At 39.3% G+C, this 15939-nt stretch carries 16 protein-coding genes and 1 tRNA gene; 5 read left to right on the forward strand and 12 right to left on the reverse strand.

Going from position 1 to position 15939, the window contains the following annotated elements:
• Nucleotides 1–197: 197 nt before the first annotated feature.
• Together ACTWQL_RS21180 and ACTWQL_RS21185 are read right to left on the reverse strand one after the other, a co-directional pair.
• A tRNA-Val gene (locus tag ACTWQL_RS21180) sits at nucleotides 198–273 on the reverse strand.
• A 218-nt stretch (nucleotides 274–491) separates the two neighbouring features.
• Entirely contained in the window at nucleotides 492–1046 is a 555-nt protein-coding gene (locus tag ACTWQL_RS21185; RefSeq protein WP_443144393.1) for a phosphatidylglycerophosphatase A family protein, read from the reverse strand.
• Nucleotides 1047–1250: 204 nt separating this feature from the next.
• On the opposite strand from ACTWQL_RS21185, the gene ACTWQL_RS21190 reads away from it, so the two are divergent.
• From ACTWQL_RS21190 to ACTWQL_RS21200, 3 genes are all read left to right on the forward strand, one after another.
• Nucleotides 1251–1976: an alpha/beta hydrolase gene (locus ACTWQL_RS21190; protein ID WP_443144394.1), complete on the forward strand. Its 726-nt coding sequence runs from the start codon at nucleotides 1251–1253 to the stop codon at nucleotides 1974–1976.
• A gap of 111 nt (nucleotides 1977–2087) precedes the next feature.
• Nucleotides 2088–2606: a YjcG family protein gene (locus tag ACTWQL_RS21195; RefSeq protein WP_443144395.1), complete on the forward strand. Its 519-nt coding sequence runs from the start codon at nucleotides 2088–2090 to the stop codon at nucleotides 2604–2606.
• An 11-nt stretch (nucleotides 2607–2617) separates the two neighbouring features.
• The gene (locus ACTWQL_RS21200) at nucleotides 2618–3049 is read left to right on the forward strand and encodes a GNAT family N-acetyltransferase (RefSeq protein WP_443144396.1); all 432 of its coding nucleotides are present in this window, start codon (nucleotides 2618–2620) and stop codon (nucleotides 3047–3049) included.
• Nucleotides 3050–3071: 22 nt separating this feature from the next.
• Here the strand turns inward: ACTWQL_RS21200 and ACTWQL_RS21205 are convergent, their stop codons facing one another.
• From ACTWQL_RS21205 to ACTWQL_RS21225, 5 genes are all read right to left on the reverse strand, one after another.
• A complete protein-coding gene (locus tag ACTWQL_RS21205) occupies nucleotides 3072–3761 on the reverse strand; it encodes a DUF421 domain-containing protein (RefSeq protein ID WP_443144455.1) in 690 nt (229 codons plus the stop codon).
• Between the two features lie 117 nt (nucleotides 3762–3878).
• On the reverse strand, nucleotides 3879–4778 hold the full coding sequence (locus ACTWQL_RS21210) for an MBL fold metallo-hydrolase (protein ID WP_443144397.1): 900 nt from the start codon (nucleotides 4776–4778) through the stop codon (nucleotides 3879–3881).
• Between the two features lie 167 nt (nucleotides 4779–4945).
• Entirely contained in the window at nucleotides 4946–5188 is a 243-nt protein-coding gene (locus ACTWQL_RS21215; protein ID WP_443144398.1) for a hypothetical protein, read from the reverse strand.
• Nucleotides 5189–5439: 251 nt separating this feature from the next.
• A complete protein-coding gene (locus ACTWQL_RS21220) occupies nucleotides 5440–6327 on the reverse strand; it encodes a hypothetical protein (protein ID WP_443144399.1) in 888 nt (295 codons plus the stop codon).
• 105 nt (nucleotides 6328–6432) lie between these two features.
• Nucleotides 6433–7257, reverse strand: a complete 825-nt coding sequence (locus tag ACTWQL_RS21225; protein ID WP_443144400.1) for a UTP--glucose-1-phosphate uridylyltransferase — start codon at nucleotides 7255–7257, stop codon at nucleotides 6433–6435.
• 174 nt (nucleotides 7258–7431) lie between these two features.
• On the opposite strand from ACTWQL_RS21225, the gene ACTWQL_RS21230 reads away from it, so the two are divergent.
• Nucleotides 7432–8718, forward strand: coding sequence for a UDP-glucose dehydrogenase family protein (locus ACTWQL_RS21230; RefSeq protein WP_443144401.1), 1287 nt, complete (start codon nucleotides 7432–7434; stop codon nucleotides 8716–8718).
• Nucleotides 8719–9027: 309 nt separating this feature from the next.
• On the opposite strand, the gene ACTWQL_RS21235 is transcribed toward ACTWQL_RS21230, so the two are convergent.
• Entirely contained in the window at nucleotides 9028–10212 is a 1185-nt protein-coding gene (locus tag ACTWQL_RS21235; RefSeq protein ID WP_443144402.1) for a hypothetical protein, read from the reverse strand.
• A gap of 107 nt (nucleotides 10213–10319) precedes the next feature.
• Here ACTWQL_RS21235 and ACTWQL_RS21240 point away from each other — a divergent pair, with 107 nt between their 5' ends.
• On the forward strand, nucleotides 10320–11087 hold the full coding sequence (locus ACTWQL_RS21240) for a hypothetical protein (protein WP_443144403.1): 768 nt from the start codon (nucleotides 10320–10322) through the stop codon (nucleotides 11085–11087).
• Between the two features lie 276 nt (nucleotides 11088–11363).
• Here the strand turns inward: ACTWQL_RS21240 and cysC are convergent, their stop codons facing one another.
• Genes cysC through ACTWQL_RS21260 form a run of 4 tightly spaced genes read right to left on the reverse strand, consistent with a single transcriptional unit; the run spans nucleotide 11364 to nucleotide 15935 of the window.
• Nucleotides 11364–11963, reverse strand: a complete 600-nt coding sequence (cysC, locus tag ACTWQL_RS21245; RefSeq protein ID WP_443144404.1) for an adenylyl-sulfate kinase — start codon at nucleotides 11961–11963, stop codon at nucleotides 11364–11366.
• A gap of 14 nt (nucleotides 11964–11977) precedes the next feature.
• Entirely contained in the window at nucleotides 11978–13747 is a 1770-nt protein-coding gene (locus tag ACTWQL_RS21250; RefSeq protein ID WP_443144405.1) for an SLC13 family permease, read from the reverse strand.
• A gap of 5 nt (nucleotides 13748–13752) precedes the next feature.
• A complete protein-coding gene (gene sat, locus ACTWQL_RS21255) occupies nucleotides 13753–14892 on the reverse strand; it encodes a sulfate adenylyltransferase (protein ID WP_443144406.1) in 1140 nt (379 codons plus the stop codon).
• A 5-nt stretch (nucleotides 14893–14897) separates the two neighbouring features.
• The gene (locus ACTWQL_RS21260; RefSeq protein ID WP_443144407.1) at nucleotides 14898–15935 is read right to left on the reverse strand and encodes a glycosyltransferase family 4 protein; all 1038 of its coding nucleotides are present in this window, start codon (nucleotides 15933–15935) and stop codon (nucleotides 14898–14900) included.
• Nucleotides 15936–15939: the final 4 nt, after the last annotated feature.

The raw sequence follows: 15939 nt of genomic DNA on the forward strand, positions 1-15939 counted from the left end.
TAAAATGCACGTACACACAACTCCTATCCCCACTCTTGTTTCTCGTCAATTCAAGTGTACAGGTTATAGGAGCTTGTGTGTTTTTTTACGTGAATTTTTCTCATACCCCAACAAATATTGTAGAGCCCTTTTAGAAAAGCCTATATAAAAAACCACGGAACACATTTTTGTGCTTCGTGGTTTTGTTATCGTATGTATGGTGACCCGTACTGGGCTCGAACCAGTGACCTCCACCCTGTCAAGGTGGCGCTCTCCCAACTGAGCTAACGGATCGTTTTGTGTTGGAACTTTTTTTACGGACAAGTATTACTATACGTATAATCAAATATTTTGTCAATGGCTTTTTAAAATGTTTTAAAGAAGACTTGGCAAAGTCAAGCCTTAGCGCAGGCTGATCCTTAGTTGCACTTATATTGAAGAAAGTATTTATACTTTCTTTAAATGTAAAGGGAAGGTTGACCTGAATTATGGCTGAGGCCAACCTCTATTTATCAACCGATTCTCTCTTCTTCGTCTCTCTTACGAATTTCTTCTTCTTTCAGATTTTCTTCACGATCTCTTATACGGTGGGCGAGTCGGCTGGAAGCATTAGCAGCTAAACTTGCGACCAGATCATCTAAGAAGGTATGGACGCCCTTCCCGCGTTTCGTATCCAATTTCTCAATGATACCAACCTTTTGCTTATCAAGATGGCCGAACGTCGTAATCGCAATACTTCCATACCCGAAGACCGCTCCCATCGCAATGGTTTCATCAATACCAAACAATCCTTCATCCGTTTCGACAATCGATTGAAGCGGCTCAGATAATTTGTTTTGTTCGGCTAGTTTATCTAATTCAATTCCGACTAACAGGGCATGTTGCATTTCCCTTTTCTCAAGTACAGCTTCAACGCTTTCAATGCAATCATCCATTTTCAATCCAGGAGCATATGGACTCTGCATATCATAAACGATTTCTGCAACATCCATCATACTGACCCCTCGTTCCTTTAAAAGGTTCATTGTTGCAGCTTTCACTTCGTTACTGTGAATCCGTTTTTTCATAGTCGGTCTCCTCTCTCTATGACTTCCTTTTCATACCCTTATATTCATTATATCATTTATGATAGAATGTATCTCATAAAGAAAACTTGGCTAAACCAAGCCTTAGCGCAGGCTTAGCCTTAGTTGCCCTTATATATAAGAAAGTATTTATACTTTCTTTTAAATGTTAAAAATGTGCTTAACGTATATGGAGGATGATTGGATATGAAACAAAAAGGAACGACAGAAGATAGATTCATCAAAAGTGAAGTTCTAGATGAAGAAATAAAATTGCTTGTCTATCTTCCTCCTTCCTATACCCCGTTGTTAAGATACCCGGTGTTGATTGCACAGGATGGAGATGACTACTTTAGATTAGGCAGGCTGGCACGATCTTCTGAAGAATTGTTTGAAGATGGTGAAATCGATGAATTTATCATCGTTGGAATTCCATATAAGGACGTACAAGACCGCAGGAAGAAATATCATCCTTCAGGTGAACAGCAATCTCAATATGTCCGTTTTCTGGTGAATGAACTGGTTCCATTTATCGAAGCTGAGTATTCAACTCTTGAACTTGCAAGTGCCAGAGTGCTGATCGGCGATTCTCTCGGGGCTACTGTTTCTTTACAGACAGCAGCAGCTTATCCGAGGACATTTGGTAAAGTCATTTTGCAGTCACCATATGTTGATGACGTAGTCCTAAAGGATGTTTCAGATATGAAAGACCCTTCCCTTCTCTCCGTTTATCATGTGGCAGGAAAGCAAGAAACGGATGTCGAAACGACTAATGGACAGGTAAAAAATTTCATCGAACCGAATCGAGAATTGAATCAGTTGTTTTCAGAACGGGCTTTTGACTACCATTATGAAGAATTTGAAGGCGGGCATAGCTGGAAGTTTTGGCAACCGGACATTCCAAAAGCGTTGACATTCATGTTTTCAGACTAATACCACCGGAAAAATGAGTCTTTGTATTAGTATGAAATAGTAAGAAAATTTGCTATAATAGATTAAGTTCGACAAACAACATGATTGTTATCTAGTAAGAGGAGGGTAATTATGAAATACGGCATTGCGATTTTCCCATCGAAAAAACTACAAGATCTGGTAAATTCATATCGTAAGCGTTATGATCCTCACTATGCATTGATCGCTCCTCACTTGACATTAAAAGAACCTTTCCATGTCGAGGACGAAAATGAAATGAAAGAATTAGCTCAACAAATCCATGAAATCTCTGATAATATCCAACCTTTCACTTTACATGTATATAAAGTAGGGTCATTCCATCCTGTCAATAATGTCATCTATTTTAAAGTAAAAGAAGATGAGAGGTTGACAAAGCTGCATGAACAATTGCATAAAGAAGAATTATACAGCGAACGCCCGTATAACTTCGTACCTCATATTACACTTGCTCAAAAGCTTTCAGACGAAGAGCATCATGATGTTCTTGAATCGCTTAAAATGATGGATATCGATCATACTGAAGAGGTTGATCGTTTTCAATTGTTATATCAACTCGAAAACGGTTCCTGGACCGTCTATGAAACCTTTCATCTAGGAAAGGTCCGCTGATCAAATTGAAAATGGAAGTTGTGAAAAATGACCAACAAATGGAGGATGCCTTTTCTGTACGGAAAAAAGTATTCATCCTCGAGCAGAATGTGCCAGTGGAAGAAGAGATAGACGAGTTTGAATCCGAATCCATTCACTTTGTCCTCTATGATGATGACCAAAAGGCGGTAGGTGCTGCACGTTTAAGGTTTGTAGAGGATTATGGTAAGGTGGAACGAGTTTGTGTCTTGAAGGAGTACAGAGGTACAGGCGCTGGGAGACAGCTGATGCAAGGGTTAGAACGTACTGCTGCCGATAAGAACTGTAGAAAATTCGTCCTCTATGCTCAGACACACGCGGAAAATTTCTACAAATCACTAGGATATCACACCTATTCCGATATCTTTATGGATGCCGGAATTCCGCATGTAGCGATGAAAAAAGAAATTGAAAACGACCTCTAAAGGTCGTTTTTTTAATGGCTATTCATTCAGCCTTTGGTGGCATTTTATTGATATGAACACCTTCATCTTGTTTCCATTCCATATAAAAAACATCTTCATAACGATCGATTTGGTTCTTATGAAGGGTTTTCTTCAACCACGCTTCATCAAATCCGGCTTTTTTCAAGTTTTCCCAATCTACTTTTCCATCATTTATGAGTGTGACTGAAAGAAAAACAGGCTTTTGAGGTAATTGCATATCTGCGGTCGTAGGGGTTGCGTATTCTGGTTTTTTAAGAACGCTGACAGATCCGTCTGTCTCAACGATGGCATAAGCTACTTCTCTAACTGAAAATACGTCTTTTTGCCGTAACAGGTTTTGCAGTTGGTTCATATCGAGTTTGTTTTTCTTCATTTCTTTTTTATCGCACTGGCCATTACGGATGACGATGGTCGGTTTACCTTCAAGAAGTTTCCTCGAACCACGGAACTTTTGTGTGAAAAATTCCATGATGAAAATCAAGGCACCCCATAACATAACAGCATAAAGAATCGAACCGAGTTTTACCTCATTATCATAAATTGCATTTCCGACAAGTTCTCCAAGTACGACTGCAGAAATGAAATCGAAAATCGTAATCTGAGCGAGAGATACTTTCCCTAATAATTTTGTCATGATGAATAATGCAAGAAAACCTACCATGAGTTCAACAGTTATTGAAATAGGATGCATATCCACATTCTCCCCCTAGATACAATGTCCTTTTAGTATGAACTAAAATAGAAAAAAGCATTCGATTGATCTAGAAATCGAATGCCAAGTTTTATATCCGTCTGATTGTATCAGCGATTAATCATTAAGTATGAAACAGGGAGAGTAATCTTTAATGGTATAGGATATTCGCTTATCTTCAATCCCTTTGATCAGATACGCATACAGAGCGGTCCGATACAGCGACCAAACGGATAAGGAAGGTAAGGTGACCTCCCAATTTCTACACATTTCTTTCATGAAGGTTTCAAAGTTACACCCATCCTTGAACTGTTGAAGTATTTCATACATGGTAGCTACGATGGAGACATGATGATCATAGTTTTCGATAAGGGTTTTAGCAGGGTTTTCTTCGTAAGTTCCATGGCCTGGAACCATTCCGACACCACTCATTGATAAGAGTTTTTCAATCGTCGCCAGTGTCGCATCGGCATCAATGATGAATGGAATCTTATGTTTAGTCAGCTGCTCTGAACCAAAGTATCCATCTGCTGCATACAGGATATTTCCAACTTTAACACCAAGTTGATTGATGCTATGTCCTGGCAATGCAATCAACTCAACCTGAATCGATTCGAAAAGCAATAACCCTTCGGATACGATGTGATCGATATTGATCGGTGGGGCTTCCAGAAACTTGTTGCGCATCTCGTCTAACGGACGGTTCCCTTGCAAGAGATACATCGGCTCCAACACAGGATTTCGCAGGATTGCTTCTTCAATTTGAGGAGCATAAGTCAATATGGTCGTTTGGGTTTGGAGAAATTTCGCACCTCCATAATGATCCGCATGCGCGTGTGTAATGAACAAATGTGTAAGCGGTAATGATTTGTCATCTAATTGCCTGATAATATGTTTCATCACTTGTTTATCGATGCCGGTATCAATCAAAACACCGAAATCCCCTTGATTGATATAGCCGACATTGACTGGTCCTTGAAAATAGTAGCATTTGTGGTTAATTTGGATTAATTCCATCGTCCATCACACCAATCTATATAACTTAGCAATCACTAATTTCAATCTACTGGTTTGTCTATGGATACTTCAATGTTAATTATTATACTTTCTTTATGCGAAATACGCGGTATCACATAACTAAAAATAGGAAATGAGTGATGACTCTATGTGAGCCAGCTCATTTCCTATATTACTTCGTTTATATTTTGTCCTTTTCCTGTTAAATCAGATAAAATTTTTTGGAAGGGTTCATGTGAACTACTGATTTGCTTGTATTGATTAGAAAAGTCCTGGTTTTTATCCGTTACATTTTTGAAGGGGATCTTTTCAACAGGCTGTAACCGAATTTTCCTTGTCACGTAGGAAGACTTTGTACGACTACCGTAAATCAGTTTCTGATCTGCTACATATGGTGGTACATACCCCATCTTATCACCTGCTTACTTTTTTCTACAAATTTAAAAAGTACATTATATTTTATTACAATACCCAATCATTGAATCAATAAACCTTGTTACCATAGAAATAACATCTGAATTTACATTTAAAGAAAGTATAAAATACTTTCTTCAATATAAGCGCAACTATAGCTCAGCCTGCGCCTAAGGATTGGCTTTGCCAAGTTTTCTTTATAATTTTCAAAATATTCGCAGGTGATTATGTTTTTATGGGCAGAGGATCAGAAATTTATGGAAATTTGGTTCATTGCCCTCGCTCTATAGTCTTCATTCTGGAAATAAACGAAGGCTTCTACTATGACACTGTCTTCAAACTGTTTTTGGATGGGAATCTGAAAGTCTGTTAGTGAAATCGTATGGTTGACTGGAATTTGCAAATCATACATTGAAGCTACCCAAATTTCCCCTCTAGATCTTGCTTCTTTAGCCCAATCGTTATCTAAATATACCCATTGGATCGATTCTTTCGATTCAGAGTTGATGTTGCTTTGTTCTAATGAACTGATTTTTCCTTTCAAATTCGTATAATCAGCTGGCTTAAATCTGAAACATAACAAAGGGTTTTCCAAAGGTTTTACACCTGTATTCGTCATATGGAAACTCCCATGGATGACGAATGAATCTTCACTTTTGCAAATCACACTATAATTGAAAAAAGCGGAAAGCTGATATTCTGCTTGTTTTATTTCTTCTGCTTCCGTACTGATATCTTCTGGTGTATATTTTTGTACCTTCACTCGTTTATCAAGACTTTTGATTTTTGATTTGTAGCTTTCAATCTGTTTTTCTTTTTCATTGATTTCTTTTTCAATTGTTTCTAATAAATCCTCGAATCCTTTCACTTTCTTTTCCATTGATTGGAGATTGGATTCGGATAATTGCTGCTTTAATGTAGTGATCTCTTGTTGTAATTGATCCACTTCAATTTCTTTCAATTCCAGATTCCGTTCTAACTCATCATTCTCCAAAGCCTCTTTCAATTGTTGTTCAAGTTGGTCTATTTTGTCCTCAGCAAACAGAAGTTTCTTTTCCAATTCTAATGATTTTTCCTGGTAAAACTTTGTTCTGGAAGCTAAACGGTCATAGCTCAGTTCTTTTTGTGAATTCATTAGACTCCCTCCTGACAGGGCATTTACATATATCTTATGTTCATGAAAGTGTAGACTTTACAAGAACATCAAAATTAACAAAGGGGGCGCTCCGAGGCGATCCCCCTAGTTAGTTTGATTTTGTTCGTGTAAATGGTGTACGTACTGGATCAAGTTGACGTATTCTTCCTCAATCCCAATATCAAAACGGTCACCCTCAATTTCATAGCCATAACATGTTCGCAACGATATCAGTTCTTTTATTGCATCAGTAAACTGAATTTCACCATCAAATCTATCTTGTTTCGTTGAAATGCAATCAAAAATATCAGGAGTCATTACATATCTCCCTACAACAGCTAAGTTAGATGGTGGTGAAACTTTCGGCTTTTCAACGATCGATTTGATGGAATGGAGTTGGTCTTTTTGGGTTATGACATCCACGACCCCATATTTGTGAAGCAGCTCATCTTTTATATACTTCAGTGCAATCACAGGCGCTTCGACTGTTTGATAAAGATCAACAAGCTGCTTGGTTGCGTTCGCTCCTCGTGTGAGTATGATGTCATCAGGTAGCAGCACAACAAATGGGTCGTTCCCTGCAAAAGACCTTCCTAATCGGATTGCATCTCCAAGTCCACGAGCATAGGGTTGTCGGGTATATTGTATATGGACCTTCGGAAGTGTCAACTTATCAAGCAGTTCTACTTTATTCCTGGATTCAAGGAATGCCTCGAGTTCAAGGGAAACATCAAAATAATCGACGATGAGGTTTTTATATTTTGAAACGATGATAAGAATTTCTTCAATACCTGCTTCTACTGCTTCTTCAACAATATAATGGATGGAAGGTTTCCCCTTGATCGGGAACATTTCTTTAGGAAGAACTTTCGTTATAGGAAGACTTCTGGTACCATATCCTGCAGCTGGAACGATTGCTTTTTTGATCAAAGCTTACTCCTCCTCAATCTTCATATAATAGCTTATTCGATTGTTGACTATGAAGTGTAAATGAATAAGAAAATAAGGCTTGTCAACATCGAAATTCAAGCCCTCCTTCATCACCTAATGTGCCTTAGGCAAATACAATATAAAGTGATTGAGCTGAGCACGGGGTGATATAAATTGAACATTTGTGTAATAGGATGTGGCTATGTTGGGCTAACAACAGGAACAGTGCTCTCCCATTTCGGACATAAGGTTACCTGTGTAGATATTGATCCTAAGAAAGTCGAAGCTCTGAATAACGGGGACTGTATTATTCATGAAGATGGATTGGAATCTATGCTTCAAAAGCAGCTTCAGAACGGTACACTTGAATTTTCCACTGATATTCATAAGCATTTGCAACGTAATGAAGTGATTCTTGTTGCGGTTGGGACTCCAGCAAGTGCTACAGGCAAAACCGATCTCACATATATCGATCAAGTCATTGATAGTGTTGTTTTAACAACAAAGAACAATGAGGAGAAGACAATTATCATTAAAAGTACGGTTCCACCTGGAACAAACGAGTATATTCGGACTCGGCTTATGGAATCCGGAAACGGGAAAGGGCGTTTCACTGTCCTGTCGAATCCTGAATTTTTACGTGAAGGAACCGCTCTGCATGATTTGTTGAATCCAGATAAAATTGTTGTCGGGGGCAGAAATCCGCTTGATCTTGAATTCATCCGAAAAATGTATGCCTACCTTCCCTCAGAATATTTTTTCACTTCACCAGTGACAGCTGAACTGATCAAATATGCATCAAATGCATTCCTTGCCACAAAAATTTCTTTCATCAATGAACTGCAGCGAATTTGTCAGGCGTACAACGGAGATATATCCGTTGTAGCAGAGGCACTCGGATGTGATCCAAGAATTGGCCCCCATTTTTTAAAAGCCGGGCTAGGTTATGGAGGATACTGTTTACCCAAAGATATCCAGTCGCTGAGTTATGCTGCAATTGATAAAGGAGTCGTTCCCTCTCTGTTGCATTCGGTTGAACGGGTGAATAATTCTCAAGTTGATATGTATGTCGATTTATTGGAAAAAGAAGCAGGTGACCTGAGTAATCGTAACATTACTGTCTGGGGACTCGCTTTCAAACCAAATACTGATGACACACGCGATTCTCCTTCCTATCGGTTAATAGAAAGGTTGAATGAAAGAGGAGCAAGATTAACCTCTTACGATCCTGCTGCGAGCAATACATCGAGTAGTACACGTACTTCTGGGGATCAATATAAGTCTATCAAGGATGCAGATATCCTGATCATTGCGACAGAATGGGTGGATTTCATTGAAGCTGATTGGCCCAAAGTCAAAGTGGAGATGAATGGTTCAATCATTTTGGATGCGAGGAACTGTTTAAAACCTTCTGATGTCAGATCGGCAGGATTGGATTATATAGCGCTTGGAAGAGGTTGACGTAGACACTGTACAGGAACAAATCCAATTAGACATATAAAATGTGGCTGGACCGGAAACATCAATTTTTACGTTGATGTTTTTGGTCAGCCTTTTTTAGTATTTCATCTCTTATTTGCATGTTATGGAGTGGGTCTATTTTACCAAATTGTTCAAGATGGCATCATTTTTGTTCAAGATGTCTTCGAATTTGCTCAAGGTACACATGAAATTGCTCAAGTTGCACGCGAAATTGCGAAGAGCCGTTTCAAAAGTCCGCGGCAAAACAAAAAGAGCGAGAAATCTCGCTCTTCGCTCTTTTCTAAGTTGTTAAATTCGCTTCATTTTGATATCGTCGAATGTTACACAATCCTCTACCTCGATGTCACCTTCATCAGAACATACAACATCAGAATCAAAGATTGTTTTACCCTTATGATTGATCAATTGAAGCTGGAACAGTGTAGCTGTATCACTATCGACTACAGCGAAATTATAATCAACCGTTTTACCGTCAACTTTACCTGTGCCGCTGATGATCAGTTTCAGACCATCCTTCGTTTCTTCACAGCATAATGTTTCTTGATCGAATGTTTTTGCTACGAAGTCGAAGCTCTGTGTGCCATCTTCGTTATCTATGTCCCGGAAGCTAGCCCTCAATTCACTATCCACAAGACTGCAGTCTGGACATATGTCTACCCGAACTGATAAACGGCCTTCTTCTGTAGCATCAGGACCAGTCTCTCCACTCGCTTCTCCTTCTGCATGACAATCACAGTTCGGTCTTGGGAAGATCCCTGGACATTGTGGAGGAAATTCCACTCTCGGACATTGATCCTTTATTACATCTTCTTCTGCAACAAGATCGTTGTCTCTTGGGGAACAGAATTTAGCCAGTACTTCGAGTTTGACTTCTGCTTCCACTTGGATATCGAGACAAAATGTAATCTCTACATTAAACCTATCTGGTGCTGGTGTGTTAAGAAGTACTGTACCTGATGGAATGCGACAGAAAATCTTCGATACTTTACAGAATAGATCTGTTCCTTCAGGGAAGCAAAGCACAAAAGATTCAAAAACTGATGCATTGACGATGGCTTTTGTAACCACACAGCCATGTCGATCCACAACCAGTATTTTAACATCTGTACTAATTAACAGCTCAACTAGCTGCGCATCAATGAAACCGCCATTGGTAGAAATCGTAACATCACGTGTTTCCCCCACTTGTTCGCAAATGAATCCTAAGTCGTGGTCGTGGTCGTGATTTTCATTTCCACTACTGTTAAGAGGGAATAAAGAATGTGTTTTCGGCGGTTCACAGATAAGACGCAAAGGGCGGCGACTAGGGTCTTCCATTGCTTCTTCTATATCTCTGAGCTGATCTTTAGTGAATAAGACCGTCTTTTTAACGGTAAGTGCATCGGTTACCCAGTCGTACACTTTCTGTACGCGAATACACTCATCCTGTAGGCTGTTGGCAGCTTTAGGTATGTCGTGTTTTTTCTTACTCATAGTTTCCCTTCCTTTCTTCATCATGAACTGAAGATTCAATACATACTATGGGAATACGACGGCCAATGACACAAAGATTAATGCCTATTTTTAAAGGAGGGGATGCTGTGTACAGCGTTTCATTTAATAGAAAAGAAATATGTAAACTCTCTTTAGAAGCTTTACAGGTCCTGAAACAAACAGCTATTTTCTGGGGTTTGGGCTGGGATGACGCTAGAAATGAATTAACTGGTAGTTTAGCAGACATTACGATCCGCATAATAGGATTAAATAAGAAAGAGTTGAATCGGTTGATCCGCGCCTTGGAACATACCCAAGTTTCTGTAACGACACAACCTTGCCATGCAGATCTGACATTGTCGATTTTCCAAGAATCCAAACGGGAGCTTAGTATGAGACTAGAGTGTAAAAATGAAGTTTATAAGTTCGATCCTGTCATGGAACCATTCATTTCAGTACCAGATATGGTGTATAAACGATTTGCACCGGAGATGCATTCGGATGAAATAAAGGTATATTGGAACCCTGGCAGTGGCATAAATATCAGTGAATGGCTATCTTATTTAATTTTACAAACATCCCATCATGAAACTACAGATACGCTATATGATGTGGAACAGAAGATGTATGAAAAACTTGTTAGAGAGGTCTTAGTTCCAATCAATCCGTTTTTATCATCTTATCAACTCAGGCATTACTGGCCTGATATGCCCTCCCCTGGACATTCACTGGGGCATGGAAATGAGAAACCGATCGATCCGTTTAAAAACATGAAGAATGGAGCATCATCACAAATCAATCCGTTTAAAGAAAAACCATCAGCGCCTCCCTCAACGATCAATCCATTCAAGCAAAAAGAAAAACGACGTCATTAATCCATTTTTCAAAAAATAAAACACCTTCCCGCCTTGTACGAATAAAATACATTATCTGAACACCGAGGTGAGCGACTTGAATAAAAAAGATGTCATCGAATTATATCATCACGTTAAAAAGAAAAGATCAAGAGAAAATAATTCAAATATGTTTACAAAAACGAAAAAGTCAGGTTGCAGTACATGCGGTAAAGTTACTTGGAAACCAAACCGATGATCCGCTTTTAAAAACCAACACCTTTTCAAAGGGAATGTTGGTTTTTTACTTTTTGTGATTTATTTCTTCAAATAGCCATTATTATATAAATAGTTCATGATTTGCTTTACACAAATATTAGGTGTCATCATTGTGGTATCTACTATGATCTCTGGATTTTCAGGATGTTCATACGGATCCGAAATCCCTGTGAAATTCTTGATTTCACCTTTCAGCGCTTTTTCGTAAAGTCCTTTTGGATCACGTGCTTTCAAAGTGTCGAAATTACATTTTACGTACACCTCGATGAATTCATCTTTGTTAACTAACTTCCTGACAAATTCCCTATCTTTTCGAAATGGGGACACGAAGGTAGCTAGAACAACGATACCGGCATCTACGAACAACCGAGCTACCTCACCGACCCGCCGTATGTTCTCTTCCCGATCCTCTTGTTTGAAACTGAGGTCTTTATTCAATCCCATTCTTATATTATCGCCGTCTAGTATATAGGTTGAGATATTATGTCGATATAACGCACGATCCAATCGATTCGCAATCGTTGACTTACCAGAGCCTGATAATCCGGTGAACCAAATAATGAAACTTTTATGACCATGCAATAATTGCCTTGCCTTCTTAGGTACATCCTGATGATGCCAAAATAAATTTGAAGTCATAGATATGCACCTCCTTAACTTAATGGCCATATGACCGGGACGATGAGTATTGTTGTAAATAAACCAATGATATTCAGCGGAACTCCTACCTTGATAAAATCACTGAAACGATATTGTCCAGAACTATATACAAGTAAATTTGTCTGATATCCAATCGGCGTTGAAAAACTTGCGGAAGCCGCTATTGCAAGAACAATGGCATAAGGCTCTGGATTTAAAGCCAATTCATTCACAAAGGATAAGACAATCGGGAACATTATCACTGCTGCAGCGTTATTTGTAATGATTTCAGTCAATAGATTCGTAATTACATAGACGACGATCAACAGAATAATTGGAGTCATCCGATCCACGTGTGAAAAGACAAGGCTGACTAGATAATCAGCTGCACCTGAATTTGTCATCGCAGTAGCGATCCCAAATGCTCCTCCAATGACAAAAAGAATATCCCATTTGATCGAACCCATCGAGGCATCAAATGTAGTCAATCTTAAAAGAACAAGAAGGATGGCGGTTGTAATCGCTGCATGGGTAATCGGTACAAGCCCCAATGTGACTGTTGTGATCATCAATCCGAATAACCAAACAGGGATCCAATCACGGTAATTCACTTCCTTATTATTCGTGTTGAAATCCATGATTAGAAGGTTTTTCGAATTCCGGTCCGGTTCAAGGGAATCTCTTGGTGTGAGTATAACTAACATATCCCCTGCTTTCAGACGAATCGAACCGATTTTTTCATTGATTCTTTTTCCGTTCCGGTATACAGCCACAACCACTCTACCATGTCTAGTTCGGAATTTTATATCACTGATCTTGGAGGAAATATAAGAAGAGTGCTGTGGAACTGTCGCCTCTATCAATTTGAAATCATCATGATGTTCAGCAAAATCGTATCTCGAATGTTCAATTGCAAGCCCTAACAACTGTTCTATTTCTGTTGAACAATTCGCATCACCCACAAATAATAATCGATCGCCTAGATTCACCTTCTGTCTCGGAGAAATCGGAAACAACCATTCTCCTTGTCTCAAAATCGCCATTACATAACATTTACTAAGATGTCGTAATCCAGCGTCTTGAAGTGTCTTGCCAATACCCCTGAATTGGTCAGTCACCTTTACTTCGACGATGAACTGAGGACTTTTGATTTTTGCAATATAATCTGTATTATTTTCGGGAAGTAATTTATAACCAATAAACAACATGTATAGGATTGCAACTACAAAAAAGGGGATCCCTACATAAGCTAATTCAAATAAAGAAAATCCTTCATATCCTTCCTTTTGTAATAATGTATGGATGACAAGATTCGTAGAAGTTCCTATAAGTGTACACATCCCACCAACGATTGCGGCATAGGAAAGCGGGATCAATAATTTTGATGGATAGATTGAATTTCTTTCAGCCCACTTCTTTACAATCGGTGTAAAAAGTACAACGAGTGGTGTATTGTTCATGAAACTCGATAACCCACCTGTCACGACCATCATACGTGACATACCTCTTCTCAGTGTCTGTTTACCTCCAAATACAATTGTTGTTATTTTTGAAAAAGAAGGATGTGTCTGTATCGTATTCATGATGATGAATAGGGAAGCGATTGTCAGCACGCCTTCATTGATGAATCCTGCAAATGCCTCAGATAGGGTTATGACTCCGCTCCACATTAGAATCAACACTGCGCAAAGGATGATAATTTCGGTACTATACCAATTGGTCAATAGGAATAGAAACATGATGCCAATAACAATGAAAGTGATCCAAATATCCCCAACAATCAAGCCAGTCAGTCCTTTAGCTTCTTATAATACTCAATCAAGATCTCTACTACTTCTTTTCTACTGAAATACGGAGGTGGGGTTGTACCTTCTTTCAACATTTCCCTTACTTTCGTACCGGAGAGATGGATGTGGTCTTGCTTTGAATGAGGACAAGTTTTAAGCGATGTCATTTGCTCACACTTCTTACAATAAAAACTGTGTTCTAAGCGGATCGGCGTAATTCCTAGTTCGTTCATATCGAATCGATCAAATAAACGTTGAGCATCATACGTTCCATAATAATCACCCACACCAGCATGGTCTCTTCCAACAATGAAATGGGTACAGCCGAAGTTTTTGCGAACAATAGCGTGGAAAATAGCTTCCCTTGGCCCCGCGTATCGCATGGAACTTGTGAAAACACCCAGGATGTAACGTTCTTTCGGGTAATAGTTAGATAATAAGACTTCATAGCACTTCATCCGAATCTCCGCTGGTATATCGTCTGCTTTCGTTTTACCAACTAGCGGGTGCAGGAACAGGCCATCCACATGCTCTAATGCAGTTTTTTGAAGATACTCATGGGCCCGATGAATAGGATTTCTCGTTTGAAATCCAACAATTGTCTTCCAGCCTTTTTGCTTGAACAAAGCCCTTGACTCTTCAGGTGTAAATGAATAGGCTGGGAAATCAGCAGATATCCTCTTGACCATCGTTACCGGACCACCGATATAATTCGACGGGCGTTCAAAAAGATTTGCTACACCAGGATGGTCGGGATCTGTAGTCCCGTATATGAGTTCAGCTTCTCGTTTCAAATCAACTTGATACATTTCTTGAATCTCTATGAAGCCGTAAACTTCACCGTCATACTCAAGTGCTAGCTTTTTTTCTCCCTTTAATTCAGCGACCAGCTCAGTTGTAATTGATAGCGTAATCGGTATCGTCCAAATCTCTCCCGTTTTCAAGCGCATATCAGTTAAAACAGATTCATAATCTTCTTTTAGCATGAAACCCTTTAATGGACTGTATACGCCAGTCGAAATACACTCCAAATCAGTCAGTTCAGCCTCTGTGATCGGGACTCTCTTTAAGTCTCCCATCGAGTATCCTTGCAATTTATCAACTCTATTAATCAACTTCCCGCCGTGGGGAACACTTGCCATCTCCATTACCTCCTTTTCATGAATTTGTTGATCGCGATTTCAAATTTGTTTATACTTCTCATCCAAGTCCATTTTGTTGCTTCTTTTTCACCTTCTTCAGCTAGCTTTTGCCTGAGTTCTGGATTGTCAATAAGTGTGGAAACATGTTCGGTGAGTCTGTTTTCATGCCGGTAGGACAATAAACAATTCTCACCATTCCTGCAATAATCCATATTACCTCCTGAATAGACCGTTGCAAGAGCCGCACCGCACTTCATCGCTTCGAGGCCAGGTAAAGATGCTGTATCATAAGTTGAAGAACTTACAAATATATCTGTTTTATTCAAAATATCATTCAACTGCTTGTCGTCGACTGGAGTGATCGAATTAAACAATCTGTTTGCATGATATTTCTGAAGTGTAGGCGAAACCTTGATCTCATTTGGGGGAGAAATGAGATTGAACAAAAGCCGGGGGTATTTCTGTTTCAGTACGGTGAACGTTTGCAATAGATACTCTTGCTCCCTATGCCATGAGAACCCTTCTTCTTGAATTCTCAAGATTCCACTCACTTGAAGCCGTTTAGAACGGGTTCTCCTCAAGCCTAAATTCCTGAACGTGCTGCTGATACCAACGGGAACGATTTCTCCTTTTATACCATGATTCAATTGGATGATCTGTTGCTGCCACTCAGAGAGGACGACCAGGTTTTTACTAGTATGATAGCTCTTAAAGGAAGCTTCATGATCAGGAAGGAAGACAGGTTCATAACACAGACTGATTCGGACGTGAATTCCTTTCCCCGCTCGGCTAGCCTCTTCACAAAGTGCAGTCATCGTATAAAAGTTTGAAACGATTACGTCGCTTACAGGGATATCTTCTAAAACGAGATGGGGACCTTTCGACCTTATTACGTTGACATGGAGCGGGTATTCAATTTGCGTGTTTTGCGGCATTACCACAGAAACATCATGTCCTTTTCCTGAAAGACCGTTAGCAAGTTCCACTAACATTCTTTGTGCCCCTCCTTTACAGAGGGTAATAGCGATAAACGTTATTTTCATAAAT

This window comes from Pseudalkalibacillus sp. R45 (assembly GCF_052246725.1).
Classification (GTDB): Bacteria; Bacillota; Bacilli; order Bacillales; family Fictibacillaceae; genus Pseudalkalibacillus.